Origin of the sequence: Streptomyces sp. NPDC051987 (assembly GCF_040680735.1) — a bacterium.
Taxonomy (GTDB): domain Bacteria; phylum Actinomycetota; class Actinomycetes; order Streptomycetales; family Streptomycetaceae; genus Streptomyces.
On the sequence record NZ_JBFAXI010000049.1, the window covers coordinates 1 to 25770 of the forward strand.

Annotated in this window: 23 protein-coding genes and 1 riboswitch; of the genes, 9 read left to right on the forward strand and 14 right to left on the reverse strand. The window is 69.5% G+C overall.

Features of this window, described 5'->3' with window-relative positions; translation table 11 throughout:
- Positions 1–121: 121 nt before the first annotated feature.
- Positions 122–484 (reverse strand): hypothetical protein, encoded by a 363-nt coding sequence (locus AB0M11_RS24845; protein WP_365709028.1) that lies wholly within the window; start codon positions 482–484, stop codon positions 122–124.
- 203 nt (positions 485–687) lie between these two features.
- On the reverse strand, positions 688–1539 hold the full coding sequence (locus tag AB0M11_RS24850) for a thioesterase family protein (RefSeq protein WP_365709030.1): 852 nt from the start codon (positions 1537–1539) through the stop codon (positions 688–690).
- Between the two features lie 165 nt (positions 1540–1704).
- Here AB0M11_RS24850 and AB0M11_RS24855 point away from each other — a divergent pair, with 165 nt between their 5' ends.
- Entirely contained in the window at positions 1705–2928 is a 1224-nt protein-coding gene (locus tag AB0M11_RS24855; RefSeq protein ID WP_365709032.1) for an alpha/beta hydrolase-fold protein, read from the forward strand.
- On the opposite strand, the gene AB0M11_RS24860 is transcribed toward AB0M11_RS24855, so the two are convergent.
- Positions 2837–3496 (reverse strand): trimeric intracellular cation channel family protein, encoded by a 660-nt coding sequence (locus tag AB0M11_RS24860; RefSeq protein WP_351707400.1) that lies wholly within the window; start codon positions 3494–3496, stop codon positions 2837–2839. The genes AB0M11_RS24855 and AB0M11_RS24860 overlap by 92 nt on opposite strands.
- A 47-nt stretch (positions 3497–3543) precedes the next feature.
- A complete protein-coding gene (locus AB0M11_RS24865; protein WP_365709034.1) occupies positions 3544–4935 on the reverse strand; it encodes a M1 family metallopeptidase in 1392 nt (463 codons plus the stop codon).
- A 304-nt stretch (positions 4936–5239) separates the two neighbouring features.
- Between AB0M11_RS24865 and AB0M11_RS24870 the strand changes: the two genes are divergently transcribed.
- Together AB0M11_RS24870 and AB0M11_RS24875 are read left to right on the forward strand one after the other, a co-directional pair.
- Positions 5240–5764, forward strand: a complete 525-nt coding sequence (locus AB0M11_RS24870) for a hypothetical protein (protein WP_365709036.1) — start codon at positions 5240–5242, stop codon at positions 5762–5764.
- A gap of 167 nt (positions 5765–5931) precedes the next feature.
- Positions 5932–6231 (forward strand): hypothetical protein, encoded by a 300-nt coding sequence (locus AB0M11_RS24875; RefSeq protein ID WP_365709038.1) that lies wholly within the window; start codon positions 5932–5934, stop codon positions 6229–6231.
- Positions 6232–6318: 87 nt separating this feature from the next.
- Here the strand turns inward: AB0M11_RS24875 and AB0M11_RS24880 are convergent, their stop codons facing one another.
- The 5 genes from AB0M11_RS24880 to AB0M11_RS24900 all read right to left on the reverse strand — a co-directional run bounded on the left by AB0M11_RS24880 (position 6319) and on the right by AB0M11_RS24900 (position 12651).
- Positions 6319–7554 (reverse strand): dipeptide ABC transporter ATP-binding protein, encoded by a 1236-nt coding sequence (locus tag AB0M11_RS24880; protein WP_365709040.1) that lies wholly within the window; start codon positions 7552–7554, stop codon positions 6319–6321.
- 23 nt (positions 7555–7577) lie between these two features.
- Positions 7578–8675 carry an ABC transporter ATP-binding protein gene (locus AB0M11_RS24885; protein ID WP_365709042.1) on the reverse strand — a complete coding sequence of 366 codons (1098 nt, stop codon included), beginning with the start codon at positions 8673–8675 and terminating at the stop codon, positions 7578–7580.
- Positions 8672–9670, reverse strand: coding sequence for an ABC transporter permease (locus AB0M11_RS24890; RefSeq protein ID WP_365709044.1), 999 nt, complete (start codon positions 9668–9670; stop codon positions 8672–8674). Before AB0M11_RS24890 ends, AB0M11_RS24885 begins: the two co-directional genes overlap by 4 nt.
- 110 nt (positions 9671–9780) lie before the next feature.
- Positions 9781–11574 (reverse strand): ABC transporter substrate-binding protein, encoded by a 1794-nt coding sequence (locus AB0M11_RS24895; protein ID WP_365709046.1) that lies wholly within the window; start codon positions 11572–11574, stop codon positions 9781–9783.
- Positions 11575–11643: 69 nt separating this feature from the next.
- Positions 11644–12651, reverse strand: a complete 1008-nt coding sequence (locus AB0M11_RS24900; RefSeq protein WP_365709048.1) for an ABC transporter permease — start codon at positions 12649–12651, stop codon at positions 11644–11646.
- Positions 12652–13223: 572 nt separating this feature from the next.
- On the opposite strand from AB0M11_RS24900, the gene AB0M11_RS24905 reads away from it, so the two are divergent.
- The gene (locus tag AB0M11_RS24905) at positions 13224–13787 is read left to right on the forward strand and encodes a hypothetical protein (protein WP_365709050.1); all 564 of its coding nucleotides are present in this window, start codon (positions 13224–13226) and stop codon (positions 13785–13787) included.
- Between the two features lie 50 nt (positions 13788–13837).
- On the opposite strand, the gene AB0M11_RS24910 is transcribed toward AB0M11_RS24905, so the two are convergent.
- From AB0M11_RS24910 to AB0M11_RS24920, 3 genes are all read right to left on the reverse strand, one after another.
- Positions 13838–14635: an enhanced serine sensitivity protein SseB C-terminal domain-containing protein gene (locus AB0M11_RS24910; RefSeq protein ID WP_365709052.1), complete on the reverse strand. Its 798-nt coding sequence runs from the start codon at positions 14633–14635 to the stop codon at positions 13838–13840.
- 245 nt (positions 14636–14880) lie between these two features.
- A complete protein-coding gene (locus AB0M11_RS24915; RefSeq protein ID WP_365709054.1) occupies positions 14881–15672 on the reverse strand; it encodes an enhanced serine sensitivity protein SseB in 792 nt (263 codons plus the stop codon).
- Between the two features lie 100 nt (positions 15673–15772).
- Positions 15773–16441: an AAA family ATPase gene (locus AB0M11_RS24920; RefSeq protein ID WP_365709056.1), complete on the reverse strand. Its 669-nt coding sequence runs from the start codon at positions 16439–16441 to the stop codon at positions 15773–15775.
- A 188-nt stretch (positions 16442–16629) separates the two neighbouring features.
- Positions 16630–16727, forward strand: a riboswitch (glycine riboswitch).
- 158 nt (positions 16728–16885) lie between these two features.
- Between AB0M11_RS24920 and gcvT the strand changes: the two genes are divergently transcribed.
- The 5 genes from gcvT to AB0M11_RS24945 all read left to right on the forward strand — a co-directional run bounded on the left by gcvT (position 16886) and on the right by AB0M11_RS24945 (position 22017).
- A complete protein-coding gene (gcvT, locus tag AB0M11_RS24925; RefSeq protein WP_365709058.1) occupies positions 16886–18013 on the forward strand; it encodes a glycine cleavage system aminomethyltransferase GcvT in 1128 nt (375 codons plus the stop codon).
- A 123-nt stretch (positions 18014–18136) separates the two neighbouring features.
- Entirely contained in the window at positions 18137–18514 is a 378-nt protein-coding gene (gene gcvH / locus AB0M11_RS24930) for a glycine cleavage system protein GcvH (protein ID WP_365709060.1), read from the forward strand.
- 39 nt (positions 18515–18553) lie between these two features.
- A complete protein-coding gene (gene glyA, locus AB0M11_RS24935; RefSeq protein ID WP_365709062.1) occupies positions 18554–19816 on the forward strand; it encodes a serine hydroxymethyltransferase in 1263 nt (420 codons plus the stop codon).
- 56 nt (positions 19817–19872) lie between these two features.
- On the forward strand, positions 19873–21240 hold the full coding sequence (locus AB0M11_RS24940) for an L-serine ammonia-lyase (RefSeq protein ID WP_365709064.1): 1368 nt from the start codon (positions 19873–19875) through the stop codon (positions 21238–21240).
- Between the two features lie 222 nt (positions 21241–21462).
- Entirely contained in the window at positions 21463–22017 is a 555-nt protein-coding gene (locus tag AB0M11_RS24945; RefSeq protein ID WP_365709066.1) for a Uma2 family endonuclease, read from the forward strand.
- Positions 22018–22138: 121 nt separating this feature from the next.
- On the opposite strand, the gene AB0M11_RS24950 is transcribed toward AB0M11_RS24945, so the two are convergent.
- The gene (locus AB0M11_RS24950; protein ID WP_365709120.1) at positions 22139–22225 is read right to left on the reverse strand and encodes a hypothetical protein; all 87 of its coding nucleotides are present in this window, start codon (positions 22223–22225) and stop codon (positions 22139–22141) included.
- A gap of 452 nt (positions 22226–22677) precedes the next feature.
- A complete protein-coding gene (locus tag AB0M11_RS24955) occupies positions 22678–25575 on the reverse strand; it encodes a SpoIIE family protein phosphatase (RefSeq protein ID WP_365709068.1) in 2898 nt (965 codons plus the stop codon).
- Positions 25576–25770 lie beyond the last annotated feature (195 nt).

The window sequence follows — 25770 nt, forward strand, 5'->3', positions numbered from 1 at the left end:
ACCCCCCCCCCCCCACCCTCGGTCGCCACCCCCCCCCCCGTGGTGCCGGGGGGGGGCGCGGGGGGCGGGGGGGGCGCGCCCGGCCCCCCGCCCCCCCGCCCCTGTCGTACGACCCCTGCGGTCAGCTCTTCGTCGCCTGCACGGTCGGCGCGCCGCTGGGGGCCGCCCCGCCGGCACCGGGACCGCCCTGGCCGCCACCGCAGCCGCCGCCGGGGCCGCCGCCCTGACCGCCGGCGGGCGCGCCGCTCGGCATGCCGGTGGGGGTGCCGGTCGGCTTGGCGGTGCCGGTGGGAGCGCCCGAGGGGGCGCCGCTCGGACGGCCCGACGCGTTGCCGGCCGGCATCCCGGACGGCCGCTGACAGGACTGCGCCTGGCCGGAGTTGCCGGTGCCGGAGGAGGACGAGTCGCTCGAACCGCACGCGGTCAGCAGCAGCGGGGACACGGCGAGCAGAGCGACGGCCGGGACGAGGCGTACACGCTTCATGAGAGACAACTCCGTGGAGGATGAGGGAGTCCTGAGGCGTGGCACTCAACCAACGGCACTTAGGGCGCTCTTGGGACCGCCCTGTCCCCGGCCTGTGATTCGGGTAACGGGAAACCCAAGAGACCGCTCCGAGCTGCGGTTTCCCGGGCGACCACCGCCTACCCGCTGGTGCGATTCCGTGACACGGTACGGACGTTGCGAGGTCAGCCGAGACGGACCCGGGCCAGTTGGCGGGACTGGGCGACCAGGCGGTCGGCGCTGTCCCAGACCTCGGCGTCCTCCTCCAGGAAGCCGCCGGCCAGGTTGCGGGTGGTGAGCGAGACGCGCAGCGGGCCCGGAGCGGGGCGGTGGCGGACGTGGACGGTCAGTTCGACGGTGGGGACCCAGCCCTGGAGGCCGAGTTCGAACGCGGTGGGCGGCAGCGCGTCCACCGCGAGGAGCAGGGAGAGCGGGTCGGCGTCCCGGCCGTCGGCGAGGCCGAACCAGGCCCGCATCTCACCCTTGCCGGAGGGGGCACCGAGGGCCCACCCGAGGGTGGCGGGGTCCAGCTTGAGCATCAGGCGCTCGGTGATGGCGGAACTGCCCTCGACCGGGGCCGGGCCGTCTTCGGGGCCGAAGCAGTGCGCCATGGCCGGGAACGCGGGCGGGACCGCTGTCGTGCGGACGTCGTCGGGCAGGGCGCCGAGGTCGCCGTAGGAGGCGAGGACGCGGATGCGTTCGACCTCGTTGCCCTCCTCGTCGTACTGGAAGAGCGAGGCCTGGCCGGTGGAGAGGGTGCGGCCGGTGCGGACGGTGTCCGTGCGGATCACGGCCGGGCCCGGCTGGGAGGCGGTCAGGTAGTGCGCGGAGACGGTGAACGGGTCCGGGTGCGGCAGCGTGTCCGCGAGCGCCCGGCCGAGCACGGCGAGGAGGTAGCCGCCGTTCACCGCGTTGATGATGGTCCAGCCGGCCGAGAGCTCGATGTCGTAGACCCCGGGGGCACGCCGGGTCACCGCGGTGTCGCGGTCGAACTCGCTGTCGCCGATCAGGGCCCGCGTGGATGCTGCTTCAGGCATGCCTGAACAGTACAAGAAGTGATTACTAAGCGGTAGCTTTTGTGATCCACGCACCAGGGTGCCCGCCGGTAAGGGATCCCCCCACCGAGTGAGGTTCCGGCAATTTCTAGGTAAGTGTCCGGACACGTCCGTAACCCGGGCCCCTTCATTCCCCTCTATGGGGACATGAGCCTCACCGGGACTCCGTTCCTCTACACGTCCATCGTCCTGTCGGTGGTCGCCCTCATACTGCCGCTCCTCCTGTGGTCGAGGATGCGGGGACCCAAGGTCGTGCGTACCGCGGCCCGGGTCCTGATGCTGCTGTTCGCCCAGGCCACGGCGGTGACGCTGATCTTCGTACTGGTCAACAACGAGAACAACCTGTACGACAACTGGGCCGACCTCCTCGGTACCGGCAACCATGTGCAGCAGGCCGCGAACCTCGGCCAGGACGGCACCGGCGGCATAGCGCTGAAGACGCTGCCCAAGGTGAAGCAGACCTTCGCCGCGGCCAGCGGACCGGGCATGCGCGGAGTGCGGGTCACCCAGCTCAAGGGCCGGATCTCCGGGGTGAACGCCGAGGTCTACGTGTGGCTGCCGCCGCAGTACAACGAGCCGAAGTACAGGAACCACAGGTTCCCGGTCGTGGAACTGCTGCCGGGCTACCCCGGCTCGGCCAAGGCCTGGTTCGGCTCGATGAAGGTGACCCAGCAGCTGGAGCCGCTGATGAGGAGCGGCAGGGTCGCGCCCTTCATCCTGGTCGCGCCGCGCACCAACCTGATGGCCGGCGTGGACACCGGCTGCGCCAACATCCCGGGCACGGTCAACGCCGACAGCTGGCTGAGCATCGACGTCCCGAAGATGGTGACCGACAACTTCCGGGCCGCCCCCGCCCCGGCGAACTGGGCCACCGCCGGCTACTCGGCCGGCGCGCACTGCGCGGTCAAGCTGGCCGTCGCCCACCCGGACCGCTACCGGGCCGCGGTCAGCCTGTCCGGCTACAACGACCCGATCGGCGAACGCAACTCGCTCGCCGCGCAGAACGTGACCCTGCGCGAGCAGAACAACCCCTACCTGCTGCTGAGGAAGGCGGCCAGCCCGCCCCGGATCGCCCTCTACCTGTCCGGCGAGTCCGGTGACGGTTACCAGGCCGGGGTGGCGCTCGAACAGATCGCCAAGGCGCCGACCACCGTGCACGTGGTGTTCCTGCCGCGCAGCGACGGCGGCCACAACATGGCGCTGTGGCGGCCCCAGGTGACGACGGTGTTCGAGTGGCTCACGGTGAACATGGGCCAGAGCCACGTCAGGGGCCGCTCCACTACTCCTCTCGAACAGTCGAGCGCCGGTTCCACGCACGCGGCGCTCGCCAGTGGTACCGCATCGCGAGCAGGCGCAGTACGAAGGCGGTGACGACCGCGAGCCCGCTGGTGAACGGGTTCAGCGCGTCGTAGTGGATGCACAGCACCACGGTCGTCGCCCCGACGATCGCCGGGACCGCGTACAGGTCGCGGTCCCAGCGCAGCAGCGAGGGAACCTCGTTGGCGAGCACGTCCCGGAGCACGCCACCGCCGACCGCGGTGGCGAGCCCCAGGGCGGCGGAGGCGGTGAGGTTGAGGCCGTAGGAGTACGCCTTCGTCGTGCCGCTGACGGCGAACAGGCCGAGGCCGGCCGCGTCGAAGACCAGGACCGCCGACTGGATCCGCTCGACGTGCGGGTGCAGGAAGAACACCACCAGGGCGGCGATGAGCGGGGTGATGAAGTACCCGAGGTCCGTGAAGGCGGCCGGGGGGACGGCCCCGATGATCACGTCCCGGAAGATCCCCCCGCCCAGCGCGGTGACCTCGGCCATCACGCCGATGCCGAAGACGTCGAAGTTCTTGCGGACGGCCAGCAGCGCGCCGGAGATGGCGAACACGAAGATGCCGATGACGTCGAGCGTGTGCTGGACGGAGGGAGAGAAGAGTTGCTGGAGCTGCACCCTGACATTGTGACCCGCCAGGGTGCCTGCACCTTACAAACCCAGGGTCACAGGGCGGGTTTCCCTGTGGTGAACAGCCAGGTCCGGAAGAGGTCGTCCAGCTGCTGCCCGCTGACCCGCTCCGCGAGGCGGACGAAGTCGGCGGTGTCGGCGTTGCCGTAGCGGTGCAGCTTCGTCCAGGCCGGGAGCAGCTTGAAGAACGCGGTGTCGCCGATGCGTTCGCGCAGCATCTGCAGGGTCATCGCGCCGCGCTGGTAGACGGCCGAGGCGAACATGGTGTCGCGCTGCGGGTCGGCGACGGTGATCTGCCAGAAGGGGTTGTCGGCGGCCCGGGAGTTGTAGGCGGCGAGGAACGAGTCGTGGGCGGACCGGGTGCCCTGGTGCTCCGCCCACAGCCACTGGGCGTAGGTGGCGAAGCCCTCGTTGAGCCAGACGTCCTTCCACTGCGCCACGCTCACCGAGTCTCCGAACCACTGGTGGGCCAGCTCGTGCACGATCGTCGTCTCGCTGCGCACCGCCGAGTAGGCCGGCTTGCTCTGCACCTCCAGCGAGAAGCCCGCCTCGGGCATGTCGTCGACGATGGCCCCGGTCTCCTCGAACGGGTACGGCCCGAAGAGCTGCGACCAGTAGTCGGTGGCGGCGGCGGTGACGGCGTACACGTCGACGGAGTTGCTGTTGGCGAGGACGGGGTCGATGGCGACGTAGATCGGGATGCCGGAGGGGGTCTTCCCGGTCCGCACGTCGAACTTCCCGATGGTGGCGGTGGCGAGGTAGGTCGCCATCGGCCTGCCCTCGTGCCAGTGGGTGTAGGTCGAACCGCCCTTGTCGTACGTCGAGACGAGCCGGCCGTTGGAGACCGCGGTCAGGCCCTCGGGCGCCTTGATCCGGATGTCGTAGGTGGCCTTGTCGGAGGGGTGGTCGCTGGACGGGAACCAGGTGGAGGCCGCGTTGGGTTCGCAGGCGACGAAGACGCCGTCGGGGGTCTTCATCCAGCCGTAGTCGGAGCCGAAGACGATGGGGCCGTTGAGGGGCAGGGGTGTCCCGCCGTAGGTGACGGAGACGCTGAACTCCCGGCCCTTGGCGAGCGGGTCCCTCGGCGTCACGGTGATCTCGTCGCCCGCGCGGGTGAACTGGGCGCGTCTGCCGTTCACCTCGACCCTGGTGACGTCCAGCTTCTGCAGGTCGAGGTCGAAGGCGGAGAGGTTCTGGGTGGCGCGCGCGGTGATCGTCGTGCGGCCGTCGAGGCGGCCGGTGTCCGGGGCGTAGGCCACGTCGAGGTCGTAGTGGCGGGCGTCGAAGCCGCCGTTGCCCAGCTGGGGGAAGTAGGGGTCGCCGATGCCGTCGGCGCCCGGGGTGGGGGCGGGCGCGGCCGCGATGACGAAGGAGGCGGCTGCCGCGGTCGCGACAGCCGCCAGACGTGCCGAACGGGAGAGGCGCATGGGTCGTCCCTTCGGTGCATGCTCCGATCAGGCAGATGCACCCGACCCTGCACCTTCCGGTTCAGTCATGTACATGACTTTGCCAATCCGTCACAAAACGACAGCTCCGCCAAATAGGGGTACAGAATCCGATATTCCGAATTCCATCTGAGCTTTATTTGAGGTTATCAATAAAACCATGGCAATGAGATCGCCGCTTTCCTGTCGCACCAACACCCCAGGCGCTAGGTTCACGCTTACGGGGGAGTCAAGCACACGGGGTGGTTGACAGATCTCCCCCGCTCCTCGACCAGGAGCCAGAATCTTGAAGCAGTACACGAGAACCCTGACCGTCGGCGCGGCATTGCTCTCTCTGATCGCCGTGGGCACGACCTCGGCCCAGGCTGCCACGTCCGGAACAAAGCATCCGGACAACTGCGGCACGGAATCGGTATACGAAACCAGCAACGTGCATTCCGACCGGATCGGAATGGTGCCGCCCTCCAGTGCGCCGGGCGGGCACACCCTCGGCATCACCCTCACCGCGGGCACATCGGTCACCGGCACCGTCACCGGCGCCATATCGACCGAAGAGGGCGTCATCTTCGCCAAGGCCAAGGCAAGCGTGAGCGTCTCCATCGCGGTCTCGATGACGGCGTCGGTCTCCTACTCGGACAGCTGGAAGGTGCCGTCCTCCTGGCGGGAGGGATACCTCCACGCCGGCGCCGACCGGAAGGTGATGAACTGGGACGTCGGTCACTACGGCGCGAATTGCAAGTGGGTCGTCCTGCGTAAGGGCGTCGCAAAATATCCGTACCACATTCCGGCGTTCTGGAGCACCAAGGGATGATTTCTGTCGCCGGCGTCCGATTCCCGCAATGCGCGGCGCACATAGCCGTACTGTCCGCGGCTCTGATATCCGCGGCCGGCTGCGGTGACGCGGATTCCTCGGCGCAGCCGCCGACGCATCGAACGGCGGTGCATGATTCGGCGCCCGCGGAAACCAGCTTGCCGACGATGGAATCTCTGAAGTCTCCGGTTCCGTCGGGGAAACTGCTGGTGGCACGGAGCGGGCGGGGCGCCGAGCGGTTCGACGTGCCGCTGGCGAAGGCGGGTTCCACCGTCACGCTGCGCCTGATCTGCCTGGGGCCCGGTGCCGCGAAGGTGACCGACGGATCGGGCGGCTCCGTCCTGGACGTGGCCGGGTGCAACGCCACGGCGGCGTACACCACGGGATTCACCGGGACGAACAGTGACCGGGTGATGCGGCTCGGGGTGAAGCCCTCCGTGGCATGGCGTCTGCTGGTCTGGGGCTGACCCGGGCGATCTTCCGCCAGGCGCGGAACAGGCCGGGACCGGCAGGGGTACCCCTGCCGGTCCCGGCGCGTGTCGTGCGGTGAACGTTCAGTTCGGCCCGTCAGCCGACTCCTGGTCACCCGCTTCCGCCTTGGTGGCATCGGTGATCCCCTCGGAGTCATCGGCCCCCTTGGCAGAAGTCTCCGCCGCGACCGCCGCCGACGTCTGCGCCGACTCCGCGAGGACCTCGTCGGCGACCAGTTCGGCAGCCTCCTTGGCCACGGTCAGCAGGACGGTGTCCTGCGGGGCCTGGTCCTCGAAGTTCTCCGGGTGGTGACAGGCGACCTGCTGTCCGGGCTTCAGCGCGACAAGCTTCGGCTCGGTCGTACGGCAGATCTCCGTCGCCTTCCAGCACCGGGTGTGGAACCGGCAACCGCTGGGCGGGGAGATCGGCGAGGGCACATCGCCCTTGAGCAGGATGCGCTCGCTCTTGGCTTCCTTCCGCTTCGGGTCCGGGATCGGCACCGCCGACATCAGCGCCTTGGTGTACGGGTGCATCGGCGCCTTGTACAGCGAGTCCCGGTCGGCGAGTTCGACGATCTTGCCGAGGTACATCACGGCGATGCGGTCCGAGACGTGCCGGACGACCGAGAGGTCGTGGGCGATGATGACGTAGGTCAGGCCCAGTTCCTCCTGGAGGTCGTCCATGAGGTTCACGACCTGCGCCTGGATCGAGACGTCCAGCGCGGAGACGGGCTCGTCGGCCACCACCAGCTTCGGCTTCAGGGCGAGCGCGCGGGCGATGCCGATGCGCTGGCGCTGACCGCCCGAGAACTCGTGCGGGTAGCGGTTGTAGTGCTCGGGGTTGAGACCGACCACCGACAGCAGCCGCTGCACCTCCTTCTTGATCCCGCCCTCCGGCGTCACGCCCTGGAGCTTGAAGGGGGCTCCGATGATCGTGCCGATGGTGTGGCGCGGGTTCAGCGAGGAGTACGGGTCCTGGAAGATCATCTGCACGTCGCGGCGCAGCGGACGCATGCCGCCGACACCGAGGTGCGTGATGTCCTTGCCCTCGAACTCGACCTTGCCGCCGGTCGGCTCCAGCAGCCGGGTGATCAGCCGGCCCATCGTCGACTTGCCGCAGCCGGACTCGCCCACGACACCGAGGGTTTCACCGGCCCTGACCTCGAAGTCGAGCCCGTCGACCGCGTGCACGGCGCCGACCTGCCGCTGGAGCAGACCCTTCTTGATCGGGAAGTGCTTCTGGAGCCCGGTCACCTTGAGCAGGGTCTCGCCCTGGGCCGTGCCCGCGGCGGAAGCGGCGCTCTGCGCAGGGATGGTCACTGCGGTGTCCTTGGGGTTCTCGCTCACAGCTTCGGCGCAATCTCTTCGGTCCAGATCCGCTCCCGCTGCTCCTGCGTCATGTGGCAGGCGGCCCAGTGCCGGCCGCCGACCTCGGTCAGCTCCGGGCGGACCGTGCGGGTGACGTTGTCCTTGGGGACGTCCGCGTACGGACAGCGCGGGTTGAAGGCGCAGCCGGACGGGATGTTGATCAGCGAGGGCGGAGAGCCCTTCACCGGGATCAGGCGCTCCTGCTGCTCACGGTCGAGACGCGGCATCGAGCCGAGCAGACCCCAGGTGTAGGGGTGGCGGGGCTCGTAGAACACCTTCTCGGCCGGCCCGCGCTCCACACAGCGGCCGCCATACATCACCAGGATGTCGTCCGCGAGTTCGGCGACGACGCCCAGGTCGTGGGTGATGACGATGACCGCGGAGCCGAACTCCTTCTGCAGGTCCCGGATCAGGTCGAGGATCTGCGCCTGGACGGTCACGTCCAGGGCCGTCGTCGGCTCGTCCGCGATGAGCAGTTCAGGGTTGTTGACCAACGACATCGCGATCATCGCACGCTGGCGCATACCGCCGGAGAACTCGTGCGGGTAGCTGTCCACCCGCTTGTCCGGCTGGGGAATGCCCACCCGGTCGAGCATCTCGACCGCGCGCCGCTTGGCGGCCTTCTTGTCCACGTCGTGGTGGATGCGGTACGCCTCCACGATCTGCTGGCCGATCGTGTAGTACGGGTGCAGCGCGGACAGCGGGTCCTGGAAGATCATCGACATCTGGCGGCCGCGGAGCTTGCGCACCTCGTCCGGCGGGCTGCTCAGCAGCTCGGTGCCGTCCAGCCAGATCTCGCCGGAGATCTGCGCCTTGCGCTTGCCGTACTGCCCGGCGGTGTGCAGGCCCATGATGCCGAGCGAGGTCACCGACTTGCCGGAACCCGACTCGCCCACGATGCCGAGGGTCTTGCCCTTCTCCAGTTGGAAGGACAGCCCGTCGACGGACTTGACCAGACCGTCGTCGGTCGGGAAGTGCACCTTCAGGTCGCGTACTTCCAGGAACGACGTCGGAGCGGGCGAGGCGCTCGTGGGCTCGCCCACGGCCGCACCGCTCTTGCTCAATTCGGTCATGACAGCCTCACTCGGGGGTCGATCACGGCGTAGAGGATGTCCACCACGAGGTTGGCGATCAGCACCGCGAGAGAAGTGATCAGGGTGACGCCCAGGATGATGGGAAGGTCCTGGTTCTTGATGGCGGTGAGCACCGCCTGGCCGAGACCGGGCAGGCTGAACGTCGTCTCGGTCAGGATGGCGCCGCCGATGAGAGCACCGAGGTCCATACCGAGCATCGTCAGGATCGGCGTCATCGTGGAGCGCATGGCGTGCTTGCCGATGACGACCTGTTCCTTGAGGCCCTTCGCGCGTGCCGTGCGGATGTAGTCCTCACCGAGGATCTCCAGCATGGTGGCGCGGGTGATGCGGGCGTACATGGCGGCGTAGAGGAAGGCGAGGGTGATCCAGGGCAGGATCATGCCGCCGAGCCAGCCGGAGAAGCTCTGGGCCAACGGCACGTACTGGCCGTTGATCCAGTTCAGTCCGTAACTGAAGACCGCCAGCGACAGCAGACCAGTGAAGTAGATGGGCAGGGACACACCGCCGAGCGCGACCACCATGGCCGTGCGGTCCCAGATGCTGCCCCGCTTGAGCGCGGAGAGCACACCCGCCGCGACACCGAAGACCAGCCACAGCACGGCGGCGCCGAGCGCGAGACCCAGGGTCACCGGGAAGCGGTCGGTCAGCACCGGCCAGACGGCCTGCTCGCTACGGAAGGAGTAGCCGAAGCACGGCGCGGCACAGTGGGTGACGTCACCGCCGGCCGCGTAGGTGCGGCCCACGAAGATGCCCTTGAAGAAGTGCCAGACCTGCACGAAGATCGGGTCGCTCAGACCCAGCTTCTCCCGCACCGCCGCGACGGCGTGCGGGTCGGCCTGCTTGCCCACGAAGCTCGTGGCGATGTCCACGCCCGCCCACTTGGGGACGAGGAAGAAGATGCTGAAGACCACCAGGATGATGACGACCAGCATCACTGCGGCGGCGAACAGCCGCCTGATGAGGTAAGCGAGCACAGCTAACGGCCCGCCGCGGGACGCGGGCCACCGGAGGTCTTCCGGTGGCCCACAGTCCTGCCGCGCCGGCCTTCACCTGCCTTTCGTGCCGTACGGCGGGTGTGCCGGGATTACTTCGTGGACTTCAGACCGATGTTGACGAAGTCGTAGTAGCCGCTGTACGCGTTCGTCGTGTACACGTTGCCGATACGCGAGGAGCGCCAGTTCAGGAGTCGCTCGAACGTGAAGGGCAGGTAGTACGCGCCCTCGGTGACCTTGTGGTTGATCTCCGTGGCGATCTGCGTCTTCTTCGCCTCGTCCTGCTGGGTGGTGTACTGGTCGAACAGCCCGTCGATCGTCTTGTCCTTGATCAGGGCGAAGTTGTTGTTACCGCTCTGCAGGATGTACTTGCTGTCCCACAGCGGGGCGCCGTAGCCCTGGACGGTCGGGAAGTCCGCGCCCCAGCCCATGATGATGATGCCGAGCTTCTTCTTCGCGACGTTCGAGGGGGAGCCGATGATGCCGGAGGTCTGCGAACCGTCGTACTGGTAGATGTCGGCCTGGATGCCGACCTTCTTCAGGGCCTCCTGCAGGGACGTGGCCGTGGCCACCTCCTGCTGCTTGTTGTTGCGGACGGCGATGGTGGTCTTGAAGCCGTTCGGCTGACCGCAGGCCTTCAGCGCCTTCTTGGCCAGGTCGTCGTTGCCGGTCTTGTTGGCACCGGAGATCTGGTACGGGTCGTACTTCTGGCCCTCGCCGCCGGCGATGGCAGGCGGGAGCATGTTGGTGCCGATGTCGCCACCGGCGATCGGGCCACCGCGCGCGGTCTGCAGCGACACGTGGTCCGCCGCGTAGATGACCGCCTTGCGGCACTCGATGTTGTCGAACGGCTTGACGCTCTGCGGGAAGACCGCGTAGCGGATGAAGCCGGAGACCGGGTTGTCCAGGTTGGCCTTGTGCTGCTTCAGGGCGATGGTGCGGCCCTGCGGGCCCAGGCCCGTCTGGCTGGCGTCGATGTCGTAGTCGCCGTTGATCAGGCGCTGGTCCATGTCGGACTGGTTCGAGGAGATCGTCAGCGAGATCTTGTCCGGGTACGCCTTGCGCACCGGGTCGGACGACGCCTTCCAGTTGGTGTTGCGGACCAGCACCAGCTTCTTGCCGGGGCTGTACGACTGGAACTTGTACGGACCGGAGGAGAAGGGGTGCAGCGTGTACTTCGCCTTGGTGTCCTTGTCCTGACGGACCGGGGACGCCGTGACCATGGCGAGGACCTGCCGGAAGTCCGAGTTCGCGACGGGCAGATGGAAGACGATCGTCTTGGCGTCGGGCGTGGAGATCGCCTTCAGGCCGAGATGGTCCGCCGAGGTGTCCTTGTAGGGACCCTTGTAGGTGTTCTTCGGGTCGAGCATCTGCTGGAGGTAGATCGGGCCGCCGGACAGCACGTCCTGCGCCCAGACCCGCTCGATGCCGTACTTGATGTCCTGGGAGGTGATGGTCTTGCCGTCCTCCCAGGTGATCCCGTCACGCAGGTGGAACGTGTACGTCTTGCCGTCGGCCGAGACCTGCCCCATGTCGGTGGCCAGGTCGGGCGTGAGCTCGGCGCCCGCGGCACCCGGCTCGGTCTTGAACGTGAGCAGCTGACGGCTGTAGTAGCGCGAGAAGTCCCACATGAAGCCGTAGTAACCGCGCGTGGTGTCCCAGAAGTCGGCGTCCTGAGGGGAGACGAACTTCAGCTCGCCGCCCTTCTTGACCAGCGAGGCCTGGGCGACCTTGTTGTTCGCCGCGTCGAAGCCGGCCGCGCCGTTCTTCGAACCGCTGTCGTCGCTGTTGCCGCCGCCGCACGCCGCCATGGCCAGCATGCCGGCGACCGCAGCAGCAGCGGCCAGCGCCTGCTTACGCCGCCCTGAGGTGCGTTGGGTAGTCACGATCTCGGATCCTCCGGTTTTGATGAGAGACCCCGTGTAGATGGGCACGGGACGCTTGGGTAAGGCGGTTCAGCGGGAGCCCTTCGGGTCCAGCGCGTCTCGCACGCCGTCGCCGAAGAGGTTGAAGGCCAGAACGGTGATGAAGATCGCCACGCCGGGGACGACCATGTACATGGGGTCCGAGTCGTAGTAGTCGATCGCCGTGGAGAGCATCTGCCCCCAGGAGGAGGTGGGCGGCTTGACGCCCACACCCAGGAAGCTGAGTGCCGCCTCGGTGAGGATGTTGGTGGGGATCATCATCGTCGTGTAGACGATGATCGGCGCGACCAGGTTGGGCAGCAGTTCCTTGAAAAGGATGTAGAAGCGCCCGGCGCCCAGCGATCGGGCGGCCTCGACGTACTCGCGCTCACGCATCGAGAGGGTCTGTCCGCGCACCACGCGTCCGATGTACGGCCAGCCGAAGAATCCGATGACGAGGATCATCACGAACACACGCACACTGGATCCGCTCAGCCCCAGCATGTCGTTCGGCATCACGGAGACCAGCGCGATGATGAAGAGCAGCTGCGGGAAGGCCAGCAGACCGTCCATGACACGGCTGATCACCGAGTCCACCCAGCCGCCGAAGAAGCCGGCCAGGATGCCGAGGACAGTGCCGAGGGCGACGGCGACGATCGCGGACAGGAAGCCGACGAGGAGGGAGATCTGGGCGCCGTAGAGGATCCGCGCGAAGATGTCGCGGCCGTTGACGGGCTCGACGCCGAGCAGGTGGTCGCCGCTGATGCCGCCCAACGACCCCTTGGGGGTGCCGAACAGAGGGTCGATCAGGCTCTCGTGGAAGGTGTCCGGATCCTGCCCGATCAGGTTGGCGATCACTGGGGCGAGGACGGCGACCAGGATGAGGAGAAGCACGACGACACCGCCCGAGAGGGCGAGTTTGTCGCGCTTGAGCCGCTCCCAGGCGATCCGGCCCAGGGAACGTCCCTGCACGGCCTTGTCGCCGGCGTTGGCAGCCGCCGCTTCTTCGGCCGCGCTCGGGGCCGCCTCTGCGGTCGGCTCGTGCAATGGTGCCGTCATCTGGCAGGGACCCCTCTCAACCGGCGGTAGCCGGCTTGCACTTGCCGCTGGTAGCGGCATGATCACTCTCTCCTGGGCAGGGATGAACACCCCTTGGAGCGCGAGTCTTCAACGCTGCGGCGACCGGTTACCAGAGTTGACGGCGAATGGATGCGCAACCGTGATACGAGCAAGGTGTTTCGTTATCCGAACGACGGGTAACGCATGTCGGACAGGTTCAAATGCGACAAGTCGTCACACAGGCTGCCCAACTTCCCTCATCTACGCGCAGAGACTCCCCCCGGACTCAACCCCACCATTGAACCATCCGCCAGAGGTGTGTGATGCAGACCACAATCCGGTGGATGCTTGCCCCACCTTGCCTGACCGTGAGCGATTCACACCCCGTCACAGGACCGACAATCGCGGCATTCACCATCCGGAACCGGGATTCCACAAGACCAATTTGAGGATGCCTTGAGGAACCCCTTTCACGTTCCCCTTTTCTCGCTTGTAGCGCACACGCCACGGCGATAACTTCATGCCCCGTCAGCGGAAGAACCGCGACTGCAAGGGGAAACGGGGAAAACAGAATGACAAGCATCGGAATGACCGGCCGTGCCGCGGCCACCGCAGTAATTCTGGTCGGTGCCGCTTTGGCGGTGCCGACGTCCGCCTCCGCGACCGAGGCGCACCGGGGGAACTGCGGCACCGGACATTTCTGGGACATCGACACGGTGGGCCCGCGGTACTACCAAGCATCGGGCGGCGCCGTGGGCGCGTACAACTCCAGCTCGCAGACCTCGACGCTCAAGTACACCCTCAGCATCACCAAGTCGCGTACGTCCGGCTGGACCACCGGGGGCGGCCTGAGCGTCAAGGTCGCCGTGGCCGAAATCAACGGGAACACCAACTACACGGTATCCAAGTCGAACACCACGGGCATCTCCGTGGAACACAACCTCAGCGTTCCTGGAAAGCGCTACGGCTACATCACGCCGAAGGTGGAATTTCAGAAGTTCCACATAGTCAAGGCGCACTACGGAGTGAACTGCAAGACCGTCGTCGACAAGGACTACGGTGTCTTCCAGGCCGTCACCGCGAAGATCTTCTACTCCACGTGTGTCGGGAAGTCGCAGTGCACTCCCAAGCCGTGACCCCGTGACAACTGTGCCCGCCTCTCGGACGAGAGGCGGGCACAGCGCTGTCAGAAGGCGCTGGGTGCCTGGGGATACCCGTACCCCGACGCCGGCGCCGGGGGCAGTGCCGCGTGGGCCTCGCGGTCGTAGAACGGCCGTGCCGTCGCCCGCATCCACATCACGACCGGGTCGTACTCGTCGGTCATCGCCACCGTCGACACCGGCAGCCCGTCCGGCACCGCCCCGATGGACTGCTGCATCATCGCCCGCACCGAGTCCACCGCCGGCGGCGACGTGTCGTACACGTCCAGGCCGATCGCGAGGTACGGCGCGCCGAGCGCCGGCTGCACCCACGCGCGGCGCAGCGAGCGGACCGCGGGGGTGCGGTGGGCGTTCTGCGTGAGCAGGGCGTAGAACTGCGGGACCTCGACGGCCGGTTCGGTGAGCCGCAGCGGACCGGCCGGCTGGCGGTCCAGGCCGGTGGCGATGCGGCGCAGGTCGAGCCAGGGGATGCCGACGCCGCCGCCCGGGGCGTGCGGGTTGAGCCAGAGACCGAAGTGGTCGGGGTAGAGCGTGCGGGCCACGTCGATGCCGTCGACGACCTCGTACGACCGGTTCCAGCCGCTCGCGGAGAGCTCCTGGGCCGAGGTCACGCACGGGGCGTAGCCGTGGCCGTCGACCTCCATGTTCCCGTACTGGGCGTCGGGGGAGCCGGCCTGGCCGTGCCAGAGCAGCATCCAGATCTGGCCGGAGGAGGGCGTGGCGAGGGCGCGGAGGAGTGCCTCATAGGCGTCGTAGCGCCCGGGGGTTACCTGGCGCAGCATGTGCTCGACCTGTCCGGTCGCCGCGGTGCCGCTGGCGCTCACGTGTTACCGCCCCTTCATTGAGTTACCCCGCGTATGAGGGTTGCCCCGCGTTCGGAGACAGCTTATGCGCCCAGGGGGCCGGGGCCGATTGTCCGTGCGCGGGTGCGGCTTCGTGGTGGCCGGCCGCCCCCACGCGGTGACCGGCCGCACCCACGCGGTTGCCGGCCGCGCCCACGCGATGGCCGGCCGCACCCACGTGGCGCAGCCCGCCCACCGATCCGGTCCCGCGCCCCTGACGGGCGCGTTCAGTGGCCGTACTGGTAGAAGGGCCGGACGTGTTCGCGCATCCAGTGGCCCACCGGGTCGTCCGCGACGTCCAGCAGCACCAGGTTCACCGGCCACTGCACCGGGGCCCGGCCCAGTGCCTTGCCCAGCGCGTCCAGGGGCAGGGCCCGCAGGTCGCCCTCCCACTGGGAGAGTTCGACGCCCACGAACATCACCGGGTCCGCCGTCTCGATCGCGGCCAGGCAGCGGCGGGCCGAGGCGACCACGCCGATCGCCGCGAACTCCGCCGACGCCGCGGCCAGGAAGTCCATCGGCTCGTCCTGCCAGTCCGGTTCGAAGAGGCGGACCCGGCCGCCGGAGGCGGGGCCGTCCAGCTCGGTGCGCCCGGTCCGGCAGAGCTCGGCGACCGCTCCCGGCGGCAGCGGGAGACCGACCACCCCGCCGGGATTCACGGCGATGCCGACCTGCGGGGGCAGGCCGCGGGCGAACTCGACGGCCGGGGCGATCGTGTACGAAAGGTGGGAGCCGGCGACCAGGCGGAACTGCTCCTCGGAGCTGAAGACCGGCACGTACACCTGGCCCTCGATCTGCGTGGTGGGCAGGTCCAGCGGGCCGCTGTGCGGGCCGCCGCCCTCCGGCAGCGGGATCCACAGGAAGCTCCGGCCCAGTACCTCGATGAGCCGGCCCGCCGCCGCGGGCACGCCGAGGGAGGCCGACAGGACCTCCTCCAGTTCGTTGCCGGGCCACCCGCCGTGGGGGTGGGGGTGCGCCTGTGCCGGGAAGTCCGCGGGAATGTCCGCCGGGAAGTCCATCTGCCTACCACCTGCTGGAAACCGCTGCTGAGGGTGGAAAGGCTAGCGGGTGGCACCGACGACGCCACCCCACCAGCCGGTTCGGGACGGGCCGGCGGTCTCAGCACGCGAAGGCGATCCGGCGCAGTGCGTCCGCCGCCGCCCGGTCCAGCAGGACCGCCGAGCCGACGCCCGCGGGCAGGTCGCCCTTCTCCACCGCGCGCAGCAGCCGGCCGGCCGCCCGGCGGTGGCGCAGGAAGGCGTACCGGGAGACGCCCCGGCCGCGCTCCCGCTGGCCGTCCAGCGCCGTGCCGGCGGTGACGTCCAGGAGGAGCAGGTGCAGGGTGCCGCCGCGGCGGCGGGCCTCGCGGGCCAGCCAGTCGCGGACCCAGGCCTGGGTCCCGCAGTCGTGCACGACCACGCCCTCGCCGGTGCCGAGGGCCCGGCGCAGCCCGGCGTAGTGGGCCAGGCGGACCAGGGGGCGGTAGACGGCGTACGGCAGGAGGCGGGCCAGGCGGGCGTCCCAGCGGTCGCGGGTGTCCTGGGAGTCGATGCGCAGGCCCTGGACGGTGCGGTGCATCAGGGTGGACTTGCCGCTGCCGGGCAGCCCGGTGACCACCACCAGATCACGGGCGCCGAAGAGCAGTCCGTGCGGGCTGTGCCCGGCGCGGTCGCGCAGGTCGCGGACGACCGGCGCGGGGCCCGCTCCGCAGCGCTCCCGGGTCCGGGCCGTCCGCTGCTGGGGCAGGGCGACGCCCGTGGTCGTCGCGTATGCCGTGGTCCTTGTCACCGTGACCGTCCTCCCTGGGGGTTCAGGAAAGGTTCTCCCCACTTAATGTAAAGAGAAGGTAATGCACGATGTCTCGCGGTTCGGTGCGCGGCGTGCCACAGCCGTGTCACAGCGGCGGGAACCGAGTCCGGCTGCCGTGCGGCCGGGCGGCGTGCAATGATGTCCGCGCCAACTGCATACCGGCCGCTTGAATCCGCGCGGGAGAGTCCCCAGCCGTCGTCGCTGGGGCGCCGAAGGAGCAAGTCCCTCCCTTGAATCTCTCAGGCCCCGTTACCGCGCGGGCGAGGCACATCTGAAAAGCGGGCCGCTGTGTCAGTGGCTCCACCCAAGGTGCAAGCCGTGCCCACGTTCGTGGTCAGGGCGAACCTCTCAGGTTCCGATGACAGATGGGGAGGACAGACCTCGCCTGTCATGCCCTTGGGACCTCCGGGAGACGACCGACCGATGAGCAGTACCGATTCCGCCGCACTGCGCCACACCGCGCTCGACGCCCTGCACCGCTCGCTCGGCGCGACCATGACCGACTTCGCCGGCTGGGACATGCCCCTGCGCTACGGCTCCGAGCGCGACGAGCACGTCGCGGTGCGCACCAGGGCCGGGCTCTTCGACCTCTCCCACATGGGCGAGATCACCGTGACCGGGCCCCAGGCGGCCCAGCTGCTGAACCACGCCCTGGTCGGCGACATCGCCGCCGTGGGCGTCGGCCGCGCCCGCTACACCATGATCTGCCGCGCGGACGGCGGCATCCTGGACGACCTGATCGTCTACCGGCTCGCCGAGGCCGAGTACCTGGTCGTCGCCAACGCCTCCAACGCCCAGGTCGTCCTCGACGCGCTCGTGGAGCGGTCCGCCGGGTTCGACGCCGAGGTGCGGGACGACCGGGACGCGTACGCCCTGATCGCGGTCCAGGGACCGGAGGCGCCGGGGATCCTGAAGTCGCTGACCGACGCCGACCTGGACGGCCTGAAGTACTACGCCGGCCTGCCCGGCACGGTCGCGGGCGTGCCGGCGCTGATCGCGCGCACCGGCTACACCGGCGAGGACGGCTTCGAGCTGTTCGTGAAGCCGGAGCACGCCGTGGAGCTGTGGCAGGCGCTGACCGAGGCGGGCGCCCCGGTGGGCCTGGTGCCGTGCGGGCTGTCCTGCCGGGACACCCTGCGCCTGGAGGCGGGCATGCCGCTGTACGGCCACGAACTGACCACGGAGCTGACCCCCTTCGACGCCGGGCTCGGCCGGGTGGTGAAGTTCGAGAAGGAGGGCGACTTCGTGGGGCGCGCGGCGCTCGCCGAGGCCGCCGCCCGTGCGGCGCAGAACCCGCCGCGGGTGCTCGTCGGCCTGGTCGCCGAGGGGCGCCGGGTGCCGCGCGCCGGGTACTCGGTGGTGGCCGGCGGCGAGGTCGTCGGCGAGGTCACCTCCGGTGCCCCCTCCCCCACTCTGGGCAGGCCGATCGCCATGGCGTACGTCGACGCGGCGCACTCGGCGCCGGGCACGGCGGGCGTCGGCGTGGACATCCGGGGCAGTCACGAACCGTACGAGGTCGTGCCGCTGCCCTTCTACAAGCGTCAGAAGTGACCGCCGCTACCGGCGTCGGCACCCGCCACCGGGCGTGACCTGGCGCACATCGCCGCTGGTCACAAGCGTTCCCAGCAGTCCCCCATTCACCAGCACTCCCCCGCGTACAGGAGAATTCAGGCCATGAGCAACCCCCAGCAGCTGCGTTACAGCAAGGAGCACGAGTGGCTGACGGCCGCCGAGGACGGCGTGGCCACGGTCGGCATCACGGAGCACGCGGCCAACGCGCTCGGTGACGTCGTCTTCGTCCAGCTCCCGGCGGTCGGCGACACGGTGACCGCGGGCGAGTCCTGCGGCGAGCTGGAGTCGACCAAGTCGGTGTCCGACCTGTACGCGCCGGTCACCGGTGAGATCACCGCGGTCAACGAGGACGTCGTCGACGACCCCTCGCTGGTGAACTCGGCCCCCTTCGAGGGCGGCTGGCTGTTCAAGGTGCGCGTCACGGAGGAGCCGGCCGAGCTGCTCTCCGCCGACGAGTACACCGCCTTCACCGCCGGCTGAGAGCCGCCGCGGACCCCGGCCTAGGAGTCGTAGAAACAGATGTCCGTTCTGAACACGCCCCTGCACGAACTCGACCCGGAGGTAGCCGCCGCGGTCGACGCCGAGCTGGAGCGCCAGCAGTCCACCCTGGAGATGATCGCCTCGGAGAACTTCGCTCCGCTCGCGGTCATGGAGGCGCAGGGCTCGGTCCTCACCAACAAGTACGCCGAGGGCTATCCGGGCCGCCGCTACTACGGCGGCTGCGAGCACGTCGACGTCACCGAGCAGATCGCCATCGACCGGGTGAAGGAGCTGTTCGGCGCCGAGTACGCCAACGTGCAGCCGCACTCCGGTGCCTCCGCCAACCAGGCGGCCCTGTTCGCGCTGGCCCAGCCCGGCGACACCATCCTGGGCCTGGACCTCGCGCACGGCGGCCACCTGACCCACGGCATGCGGCTGAACTTCTCCGGCAAGCAGTTCGACGTGGTCGCCTACCACGTGGACGACTCCGGTCTCGTCGACATGGCCGAGGTGGAGCGGCTCGCCAAGGAGCACCGCCCGAAGGTGATCATCGCGGGCTGGTCGGCGTACCCGCGGCAGCTGGACTTCGCGGAGTTCCGCCGGATCGCCGACGCGGTCGAGGCGTACCTGTGGGTCGACATGGCGCACTTCGCCGGCCTGGTGGCGGCGGGGCTGCACCCGAACCCGGTGCCGTACGCCGACGTGGTCACCTCCACCACCCACAAGACCCTCGGCGGCCCGCGCGGCGGCATCATCCTGGCCCGCCAGGCCTTCGCGAAGAAACTGAACTCGTCCGTCTTCCCGGGCTTCCAGGGCGGTCCCCTGGAGCACGTGATCGCGGCGAAGGCGGTCTCCTTCAAGGTCGCGGCGAGCGAGGACTTCAAGGAGCGGCAGCGTCGTACGGTGGACGGGGCGCGCATCCTCGCCGAGCGGCTGACGGCGCCCGACGCCCGCGAGGCCGGGGTGAACGTCCTGTCCGGCGGCACGGACGTGCACCTGATCCTCGTCGACCTGCGCGAGTCCGAGCTGGACGGGCAGCAGGCCGAGGACCGGCTCCACGAGGTCGGCATCACGGTCAACCGCAACGCCGTCCCGAACGACCCGCGGCCCCCGATGGTGACCTCGGGTCTGCGGATCGGCACCCCGGCGCTGGCCACGCGCGGCTTCACGGCCGAGGACTTCGCGGAGGTCGCGGACGTGATCGCCGAGACGCTCAAGCCGTCGTACGACGCGAAGGCGCTGCGGGCCCGCGTGGTGGCGCTGACCGACAAGCACCCGCTGTACCCGGGTCTGAACAAGTAGTTCCCTGGTGGGGGCACCCGAGGACGTGTGCCCCCACCCTTTTCGGAGGAGTTCCCGTGGCCATCTCGGTCTTCGACCTGTTCTCGATCGGCATCGGCCCGTCGAGCTCCCACACCGTCGGCCCGATGCGCGCGGCCCGCATGTTCGCCCGCCGCCTGCGCAACGAGGGGCTGCTGGAGTCCGTCGCCTCGATACGCGCCGAGCTGTACGGCTCCCTCGGCGCGACCGGCCACGGCCACGGCACCCCGAAGGCGGTGCTGCTCGGCCTGGAGGGCGCCTCGCCGCGCTCGGTGGCTGTGGAGACGGCCGACGACCGCGTCGAGGCGATCAGGAGCACCGGCCGTCTGTCCCTGCTGGGCGAGCACGAGATCGCCTTCTCCTTCGACGAAGACCTCAAACTCCACCGCCGCAAGGCCCTGCCCTACCACGCGAACGGCATGACCCTGTGGGCCCGCGACGCGCAGGGCGCCGAACTCCTCTCCAAGACGTACTACTCGGTCGGCGGCGGGTTCGTCGTCGACGAGGACGCGGTCGGCGCGGATCGCATCGTGCTGGACGACACGGTCCTGAAGTACCCCTTCCGCACCGGCGACGAGCTGCTGCGCCTGACGAAGGACACGGGTCTGTCGATCTCCGCGCTGATGCTGGAGAACGAGCGGGCCTGGCGCACCGAGGAGGAGATCCGCGCGGGGCTGCTGGACATCTGGCGGGTGATGCAGGCGTGCGTGACGCGCGGCATGTCCCGCGAGGGCATCCTGCCGGGCGGACTGCGGGTCAAGCGCCGGGCCGCCGTGACCGCCCGCCAGCTGCGGGCCGAGGGCGACCCGCTGGCCCACGCGATGGAGTGGATCACGCTCTACGCGATGGCCGTGAACGAGGAGAACGCGGCGGGCGGCCGCGTGGTCACCGCCCCCACCAACGGCGCGGCCGGCATCATCCCGGCGGTCCTGCACTACTACATCAACTTCGTCCCGGGCGCCGACGAGGACGGCGTGGTCCGCTTCCTCCTCGCCGCCGGCGCGATCGGCATGCTCTTCAAGGAGAACGCCTCCATCTCCGGCGCCGAGGTCGGCTGCCAGGGCGAGGTCGGATCGGCCTGCTCGATGGCGGCGGGCGCGCTCGCCGAGGTCCTCGGCGGCTCCCCGGAACAGGTGGAGAACGCCGCCGAGATCGGCATGGAGCACAACCTCGGCCTGACCTGCGACCCGGTCGGCGGCCTGGTCCAGATCCCCTGCATCGAACGCAACGGCATGGCCGCGGTCAAGGCGGTCACCGCGGCCCGCATGGCCATGCGCGGCGACGGCTCCCACAAGGTGTCTCTGGACAAGGTCATCAAGACCATGAAGGACACGGGCGCCGACATGAGCGTCAAGTACAAGGAAACGGCCCGGGGCGGGCTGGCGGTGAACATCATCGAGTGCTAGGGAAAAGGACCCTGACCAGCGCGTTGGCGCCTTTCAGTGCTGTCAGGGCCTTCCCTGCTGAGTTGACCGTGAACTTCCCGGTACGCGTCGAAGTCGCCATTGTCGATCACGGCGGGCGGAGGAGGTCCGTACCCCGCGGCGCCGGATCCGCCCACCTGCCGTTCCGTCCAGTTGTGCGGCGTCCACCGCCGTATCATGGCGGCACACGGGAAGGAGCCCTCCATGAGCGTCGACTCGATCATGCACACCGAGTTCCCCAAGGGGTACACGGTCCTGTTCGGGGCCGAGGGAAAGGTGATCCTGACCCCGCAGAGCTTCGAGCACTCCAGCACGATCAAGTCGATGCAGTACGACACGATCCTGTCGCTCGGACGACACGCGAAGACACCCTCGGACGTCTACATCGACTTCCCCGCAGATGAGAACTCCGCCCCCGACCTGGCCATCCTGCGCGAGGACGCGCGCAAGGAAGGCAAGCGCTACAGCTTCGAGGATGTCCTGCTGATCTCGGAGGTCGTCTCCACGTCCTCCGCCCGCAAGGACTACGACGACTGCACCGCGAAGTACGGCCGGTACGGCATCCCCGTCTACCTCGTCGTGGACCCCTACGCCCGGGAGGTCGTCCTGCACACCGAGCCCACCTCGAGCGGCTACAGCACCGCACACACCCGCGCATACGGCACGGGCAAGCTCCCCATCCCCCTGGCCGACGGCCGCACCTTCACCCTCGACCTCGACGAACTCCCCGTACCGGAACCGGAAGCCGACGCTCGCTGAGAAGACGGGGCCCCGTTCCGGTCGGCCCCGGGGGCCCGGGAACCGCCACCGACTCGCGGCGGATGCCGAACGACGCACCGTGGTGGTGGACAGATCGATCCGACCACCACCGGACGCCGGGTCAGGTGCGGGTGAGGTCGGACAGGAGCGCGAGCAGGAGGCGTTCCTCCAGGACCGCGCTTCCCGACGCCTCCGTGGCGCGGGCCAGTCCAGGATCCCAGGGGCTGGCCGCGGGCGGTCCCGCGAGCGGTGTGGACTCGCCCTCGCCGAGTGCCGCCGTGTAATCGGTAGTCGGCGGCCGTCATCCGCCAGGGGCGGGCACCGTGGTGGGCCACGGCGTCCGCGGTGATGCTCAGGCCGGCCCGGTCGAAGTCGGCGCGCCAGTTCGGCCGGCTCCCGCGCGTGCGGCGTCACCGAGCAGTTTTTCGAGCGGGGTGCCGGGGACGAGGGCTTTGGTGTCACCGTTGGCCCACCCCCGGCGAGGACCCGCAGCGGCAGGGCGCCGGCCGCGTGTCCGGGGATCCGTTCCAAGTCGTCGGCCAGCCTTTCGAGCATGCGTACCGCCGCGTCGAGGAACGGCGCGTCCCCCGGCGTACGAGACGGGTGAGGGTGCCGTCGGCGGCGATCCTGTCCAGCCAGGTGGCGAACCATCCCTGCCCGTCACGGCAGGGGTTGTTCGGTCCAGATGATCTTGCCGTCCGTGGTGTAGCGGGTTCCCCAGTGCTGGGTGAACTGGGCGATGAGGAAGAGTCCTCGTCCGTCCTCGTCCGTGTTCCGGGCGCGGCGCAGCCGAGGCGACGTGCTGCTGCCGTCGGAGACCTCACAGATCAGTGCGCGGTCGCAGAGCAGCCGGAGCCGGATCGGGCCGCTCGCGTGCCGGATGGCGTTGGTGACCAGTTCGCTGGCGACGAGTTCGGTGGTGAAGGCCAGTTGGTCCAGCCCCCAGGCGGCCAGCTGCTTGGTGACGGCCGCGCGGGAGCGGGAGACGATCGCCGGGTCGCTGGGCCACTCCCACTCGGCGACCTGCTCCGGCCCCAGGGCGTGCGTACGGGCGACGAGCAAGGCCACGTCGTCACTCGGGCGGGACGGGAGCAGTGCGTCCAGGACCGCGTCGCAGGTGTCTTCCGGCGCCCGGTCGGCACAGGCCAGGACAGCGCGAAGCTTGTCCAGGCCGATGTCGATGTCGCGGCCCCTGTCCTCGATCAGGCCGTCGGTGTACAGCACCAGTTGACTGCCCTCGGCCAGCTCCAACTCGACTGTTTCGAAGGGCATCCCGCCCAGCCCGAGCGGCGGTCCCGACGGCAGATCGACGAAGTCCACCGCGCCGTCGGGTGTGACCACCGCAGGGGCCGGGTGACCGGCACGAGTGAGGGTGCAGCGCCGGGACACCTGGTCGTACACGGCGTACAGGCAGGTCGCACCGACGATTCCGGAGTCCTGGTAACTGGGCTCCACCGCCCAGCCCTCGCCCCGGTCGAGCCCCCCGACCAGGTCGTCCAGCTGCGTGAGGAGTTCGTCGGGCTGCAGGTCCAGGGAGGAGAAGTTGTGCACGGCGGTGCGCAGCCGGCCCATGGTGGCCGCGGCGTGCAGGCCGTGCCCGACCACGTCGCCGACCACGAACGCCACGCGGGCGCCGGACAGCGGAATGACGTCGAACCAGTCGCCGCCCACCCCGGCCTGCGCGGGCAGGTAGCGGCAGGCGACCTCGACGGCGGTCGGCTCGGGCCGACCCCGGGGCAGCAGGCTGCGCTGCAGCGCCAGGGCGGTGTTGTGCTCGCGCGTGTAACGGCGGGCGTTGTCGATGCAGATCGCGGCGCGGCCGACCAGCTCCTGGGCGAGGGACAGGTCGTCGTCCTCGAAGGGGGCGGGCTTCTCGGAGCGGTAGAAGCTCGCCACGCCGAGGATCGTGCCACGGGCCCGCAGGGGCACCGTGATCAGGGAGTGGATGCCCTGCGCGAGGGCCTGCCCGAACCGTGCCGGATCCTGGGCGACCCAGCCCTCGGCGTCGGCCAGGACGGGTTCGAGCACAGACTGCCCGGTCTCCAGGCAGCGGACCTGCGGGGTGGACGGAACGTACTCGACGGAGTCGCCGATGCCGTACACGGGCAGTTCCGCACGCACGGTGCCGATCGCGACACGGCGCAGCGGAGTATCCCCACCGAGCGGCCCGGGCTCCTCGCCGAGCAGCACGGGGTCGGGCAGATCGACGACCATGAGGTCGGCGAACCGGGGAACCGCCACCTCCACCAGTTCCTCCGCGGTGCGGGTGACCTCCAAGGTGGTGCCGATACGCACACTGGCGTCGTGCAGCAGTTCCAGCCGCTTGCGGGCCAGTACGGCCAGCCTGCCGACGCCGGGCTCGCCGACGAGCAACACCCAGCCGTCTGCTGTGCCGGGGCCGCTGCCGTTCCCGTCGGTTCCGGCCTGGATCCGGGGTTGCGTGCCGACCACGGGCGTCGCCGCTGCCGTCTGTGGGAGCGGTGGTCCGGCAGCATGCGGGTGGGCCGGGTATGTCCCCGTCTGCCTCGATACCGCGGAGACCGGCCCCAGCGGGATGGTCAGGGGCGACACGGTCACCGGCGCCGGCTGGGTCCGCTCGGCCGGCGCGGTGAGTCCGACATGACGCAGGTTCGGGCCGCCGAGGACACGGACCTCCACGACCGTACCCGTCTCACCCGCCGCTCCCGTGACCTGGCGGCTCAGCAGTGTGGCGACCCGCCCGCCCGAGAGGACCACCTCGTCGAGGGTGCGCTTCGGTGAGGCGATGAGCTCCTCGGCTTTCTCCCGCAGCACGGCCAGATCGATCGCCCCGAGGCCGCCGCCCTCGGGGCCAGGCCCCGGGAGTGCCTGCGGGGGCTGCTGCGGTAGGCCACCGGCGCACGTGTCGCGACGGGCCCGCCGGTACGCCGCGAGAAGCGCCCGTTCCCGTTCCGTGGCCTGTTCCAACAGCCGCGCCTCGATGTCGCGGGCAGCCTTCCGCACCAGTGCCAGCATGGCGGGGTCGCCGTCGCCACGCAGGCAGGTGAGGTCGAGGACGGCCTCGATACGCCCGCTGAGGGGGTCGCGGATGGGCGCGCCCGCGCAGGTGAACGGCTGCAGGCAGTCGGCGAAGTGCTCACGGCCGGCAAGATAGATCGGGCCCCGCCCGGCCAGCGCCGTGCCGACACCGTTGGTGCCCGCGACCCGCTCCGAGGCGTCGAAACCGGGGGCGAAGTTGATGTCGTCGAGGCGTTCGAGCAGCTGCCGGCCAGTGCCGTACCGATGGACCATGCGGGCCTGGGCGTCACAGAGCGCGACCGCCATGCTCACGTTGGCGAGCACCCCGGTCAGGTCTTTCAGCACCGGGGCGCTCGCACGCATGAGGCGGTCGTCCAGCGTCAGGCCAGAGGCATACGGAAGCTGCACCCGGTGCGGTTCGACCCCTTCGGACCTGGACCGCATCCAGGATTCGAGGACCGAGCCCCGTACGTTCGTCTCGACTCGTGCACCGGCCAGAAAACGCTCATGGGCATCGGCGAGTCCGCCGATGTCGTCCCAGGCGACCGACACCGTGCTCACTTCCCTCACCTGGAGGCCCTGTCGCGGGCCGCCTTTCGGGCCGCTTCAGGGATGCCCTCCCACCGCTGTGTCGTTAATCCCATTATGCGCGGATCGCGGTGGAAGACGCGGAGACCGAAGGTCCTCGCGAAACCGGCGGTACCGCTCCGCCGGGCACGGTCCCGGTAGCCGCTCAAGAGAGCCCCGGGAAGCCTT